Raw genomic sequence first — 4,878 nt, forward strand, 5'->3', positions numbered from 1 at the left:
TCCGGTGGCTGCGCCGCCAGCGCCCGCCGCTCCGATGGCCGAGCCGGTTCAGCCCGAAGTGCCTGCGCCCGAAGCCGTAGAGCCAGCACCCGCCGCCCCGTTCGCACCAGAGGGCGCGCAGGTGTTCGTTCCGGCCAGTGCCGATACCGCGCCGGCTGATCCCGGCACGCCGGCGCCCTTTGCCAATCCGGCGCTGGAGGGCATTCCCTCGCGCCAGCGCTTCAAGAAGGCGCCGCAGCCGATCGATCGCCGCCTGCTGCGCGAGCAGTGCCTGATCGAGCCGGAGGGCCAGGTCAGCGCGCTGTTGGAAGAGTTCCGCATCGTCAAGCGGCAGCTGCTGTTGCAGGCCGCCGATTCGCGCGCCGGCCGCACGGCCCGCCATGGCGAGCGCATCCTGGTGTGTTCCGCCCATCCGGGTGAGGGCAAGACGTTCTGCGCGGTGAACCTGGCGCTGTCGATCGCGGCGGAGAAGGACAACGAAGTGCTGCTGGTCGACGCCGACTTTGCCAAGCCTTCGGTGCTGTCCACCCTGGGGCTGCCGGGCGGGCCGGGGCTGATGGATGCGCTGGCCGATCCCGAGGTGATGGTGGAGGAATGCATCATTCCCACCGATATTCCCGGTCTTTCGGTGCTGCCGGCGGGCAACCAGACCGGCTCTGACACGGAATACCTGGCCTCGGTCCGCACCCGCGCGATCCTTGACCGGCTGACCGCGCAGTCGCCCAACCGCATCGTCATTTTCGATAGCCCGCCCGCGCTGGCAGCCTCGCCCGCATCGGAACTGGCCATGCACGTGGGCCAGGCGGTGATGGTCGTGCGCGCCGACGTGACCGGCGAGGCCGCGCTGCGCGATGCCGTCGGCATCCTGTCGGGCTGCGCCGATATCAAGCTTCTGCTCAACGGCACGCGGTTTTCGCCCACCGGGCGGCGCTTTGGCACCTATTACGGATACAAGGAATGAAACGCGCGCGTTCCCTTATCCTCGGCGGCCTGCTGGCTGGCTCCTGCCTGGCGGGCGCTACGGCGGCCAAGGCACAGGTTCTGCCCTATCAGGTGGGCAGCGACGATCGCCCCGCTGCGCCTTCCGGTGGCGGCAGCGATGGCCACGGCAGCGCACGCGGCGTGGGTTCGGGCGTGCGCACCACGATCCGTCCCTATCTGGAAGTGACGCAGAACCTGCTGGCGCAGATCACGCCGGGCAACGACGTGGTGACCTATACCGCGCTGGCCGCCGGGGTGGATGCCACGCTGGCCGGGCGTCGCACCCAGGGTCAGATTTCGGTGCGCTATGAACGTCGCTTTGTCGAAAAGGGGCAGGTGGGCGATTCCGACACGATTTCGGGCCTGGCGCGCGTCTCGCACCAGTTGATCCCGCGCACGCTGAGCATCGACGCTGGCGCGCTCGCCGCGCGCACACGGGTGGAGGCCAATGGCTCCGCCTCGCTCAATCCGCTGTCGGTCAACGATGCGATCAGCCAGGTCTATTCGGTCTATGCCGGACCGAACCTGACCACCCATGCCGGCGACGTGGCGATCAATGCCAACTATCTGGCCGGCTATACCAAGCTGACGCAGAAGAACGCCTATCAGCCTGCCGCTGGGCAACCGCGCATCGACCTGTTCAACCATTCGCTGATGCAATCGGCGCAGGTTTCGGCCGGGACCAAGGTCGGCACGGTGCTGCCGGTCGGCTTGGTCGCCAGCGCCGGGTGGGACCGTGAAGATATCTCCAACCTCGATCAGCGCATCGACGACAAGCGCGCCGGCGTGCAGGCAACCTTGCCGGTGAGCCGCACAGTGCAACTGGTGGGCGACGTGGGCTGGGAGCATATCCGCGTGTCCTCACGCGATGCGGTCCGCGATGCCAGTGGCAACCCGGTGATCGGCAGCGATGGCCGCTATGTGACCGATAAGAGCCAGCCGCGTCGCATCGCCTATGACAGCGACGGGCTGACCTGGGACGTGGGCGTGATGTGGCGGCCCAGCCGGCGCACATCGCTCTCTGCCTTTATCGGCCGCCGCTATGACAGCACGACCTACTTCGGCAGCTTCTCCTATGCGCCGAACACGCGCAGCTCGCTCAACATCTCGGTGTTCGACGGCATTTCCGGTTTCGGATCGAGCCTGTCGAACGCGCTGCGCCAGGTGCCGACCGATTTTGCCACGGGCGGGGCGACCGGTTGTGGCATCGGGGCTGCGGGCGGTTCGTGCGTCAATGGCGCGCTGTCGTCGGTCTCGTCGTCGGTATTCCGCCAGCGCGGGGTCAGCGCGACCTATGGCTTTGCCATGGGCCGGCTGCGGCTGGGCGTGGGCGCGGGCTATGTTCGCCGCCGCTTCATCGCTGCGCCGGGCACGGTGCTGGCCCAGGCCAATGGCACGGTGGACCAGAACTGGTATGTTACCGGTGGGGTTTCGGGCCAGCTGGGCCGCGATGCCAGCTTCAGCGTGGCGGTTTACGATGCTTGGTACGATAGCGGCACCGCGCTGTTGGGAACGACCAATTCCTATGGCATTTATGCATCTTACTATCGCCGCTTGGCCGATCGTCTCACCGCAACGGCTTCGGTTGGGCTTGACGGGGTGAGCCGCGATCTGGCTGCGGACCAATTGGAAGCGACAGGCCTGATCGGCCTGCGCTACACGCTTTGACGGTTCTGGAGGCGTAACGCCGATGTACGATGACTTTTACCGCCTTTCGGCCCGTCCGTTCCAGCTGACGCCCGATCCCGATTTCTATTTCGAAAGCGCCACGCACAAGAAGGCGCTGTCATACCTGGGCTATGGCCTGGCGCAGGGTGAGGGCTTCATCGTCATTACCGGGGAGGTGGGCGCGGGCAAATCCACGCTGGCGGCGCATCTGCTGGCCAGCATCGACCGCGCGCAATTGACCGCCGCGCAGATCGTGACGAGCAAGCTCGATGGCCAGGAGCTGGTGCACATGGCCGCGCGCGCGTTTGGCCTGGATGTGGCCGGCCACGACAAGGCCGCCGCGCTCGCGCGGATCGAGGCGTTCCTGCATGATGAAGCCCGCGCCGGGCGGCGCTGCCTGCTGGTGGTGGACGAGGCGCAGAACCTGAGCGTGGAAGCGCTGGAAGAACTGCGCATGCTGTCGAACTTCCAGCTCGGCGCGCATCCGCTGTTGCAGATCCTGCTGCTGGGCCAGCCTGAATTCCGTACCCTGCTGCAACAATCGCCCCGGCTGGAGCAGTTGCGCCAGCGCGTGATCGCCACGCACCACCTGGCGCCGATGGAGCCCGAAGAAGTCGGCCCCTATGTCGAGCATCGCCTGGTGCGTGCGGGGTGGAACGGCAACCCGGCGTTCGAGCCGCGCTTCTTTGCCGATCTTGCCCGCGCCAGCGGCGGCGTGCCGCGCCGGGTCAACCAGATCCTGAGCCGTGTCTTGCTGGCCGGCGCGCTGGAGCAAGCCAGCCGGATCGAGGCCGGGCTGCTGCATGCCGTGCTGGATGACATGGCGTCTGACAGCGCCGTTTCGGTGGAAAGCGCGCCGGCGCCCGCCGCTGCCCCGGCCGCTGCTTCGTCTGCCATGCCCGAGGCGGCATCGTCGCAGGCACTGGGGCTGACGGCCGATACCTTCCACGGCGAAGGGCAGGGCCAGGCCAAGCCCGAGGGCGACGGCAGCCGCACCACGCGCCACGATTTCGATCTCGCCGCGATCGAGGCGGCCATGGCCAGCCGCGACGAGCAGATCGCCGAACTGCAGCAGGCGGTGATCGAAGTGGCCGAAATGCGCGCCGCTCACGGTGACGAAGCCGCTGCGGCCCAGGCCGATGGCACGGCGCGGACCGAGGCGCTGGAAGCCGCGCTGAGCGATGCCGCCGCGCGCATCGGCGTGCTGGAGCATCGCCTGGCCGAGCAGGAGCAGGCCATTCGCCACGTGCTGACCATGCTGATCGAATGGTTCGAGACCGACCGCCCCAAGCGCGCGGCCTGAACGAAAGCAGCCCATCCATGTCTGCGCCTGTCATCAATGGCCTGTCGGTCGATGTTGAGGAATGGTTTCAAGTTGGCGCCTTTGAAAAGGTGATCGACCGCGCCGCCTGGGACGGGCTGGATTCGCGGGTGGAGCGCAACGTCCAGGCCATTCTGGCGATGTTTGCCGCTGCCGGCGCCAAGGGCACGTTCTTCACGCTGGGCTGGGTGGCGCAGCGCCATCCCGCGCTGGTGCGCGCCATTGCCGATGCCGGGCACGAGGTGGCCAGCCACGGCTGGGATCACCAGCGCGTGTTTACCATGGATGCGGCACAGTTTGCCGCCGATCTGGCGCGCGCCCGCGATGCGCTGGAACAGGCGAGCGGGCAGGCCGTGACCGGCTATCGCGCACCGAGCTTTTCGATCGATGCACGCACGCCCTGGGCGCACGAAGTGCTGGCGCAGGCCGGCTATGCCTATTCTTCGTCCGTGGCTCCGATCGTTCACGATCACTATGGCTGGCGCGAGGCGCCGCGCTTTGCCTTCCGCCCAGTGCCGGGCAGTGCCCTGCTGGAAATTCCCGTGACGACGGCCGAAGTGGCCGGGCGGCGCATGGCGGCGGGCGGCGGCGGCTTTTTCCGCCTGCTGCCCTATGGCGTGTCATCCTGGGCAGTCCGGCAGGTCAATGCTGCGGGGCGCCCGGCGGCGTTCTATTTCCATCCCTGGGAAATCGATCCCGATCAGCCGCGCCGCACCGATGCACCCTGGCGCTCGCGCTTTCGCCATTACACCAACCTTTCGGTCATGGCCGGCAAGTTGGAGCGGCTGCTGCGTGATTTTTCCTGGGGGCGGATGGACGCGGTGGCGCGGGCCGAAGCCGCCTGGGTGGCCAGCCGTGACGCCGCGCTGCCCGCTGCGGCGGCGGCATGAACGCGCCGTTTCGCCTGG

General features: G+C 67.7%; 4 protein-coding genes. All 4 read left to right on the top strand.

Going from position 1 to position 4,878, the window contains the following annotated elements; genetic code table 11:
• Positions 1-961, top strand: a 961-nt coding sequence (locus tag H926_RS0106585; protein ID WP_022675610.1) for an AAA family ATPase, incomplete at its 5' end; no start/stop codon positions are given.
• Complete coding sequence (locus H926_RS0106590) at positions 958-2,649, top strand: hypothetical protein (RefSeq protein ID WP_022675611.1); 1,692 nt, start codon at positions 958-960, stop codon at positions 2,647-2,649. The genes H926_RS0106585 and H926_RS0106590, both read left to right, overlap by 4 nt.
• Before the next feature lie 22 nt (positions 2,650-2,671).
• Complete coding sequence (locus H926_RS0106595; RefSeq protein ID WP_022675612.1) at positions 2,672-3,952, top strand: XrtA/PEP-CTERM system-associated ATPase; 1,281 nt, start codon at positions 2,672-2,674, stop codon at positions 3,950-3,952.
• Between the two features lie 17 nt (positions 3,953-3,969).
• A complete protein-coding gene (locus H926_RS25975; protein WP_043608188.1) occupies positions 3,970-4,860 on the top strand; it encodes an XrtA system polysaccharide deacetylase in 891 nt (296 codons plus the stop codon).
• Positions 4,861-4,878 lie beyond the last annotated feature (18 nt).

It is taken from the genome of Novosphingobium sp. B-7, from assembly GCF_000410615.1.
GTDB classification, from domain to species: Bacteria; Pseudomonadota; Alphaproteobacteria; order Sphingomonadales; family Sphingomonadaceae; genus Novosphingobium; species Novosphingobium capsulatum.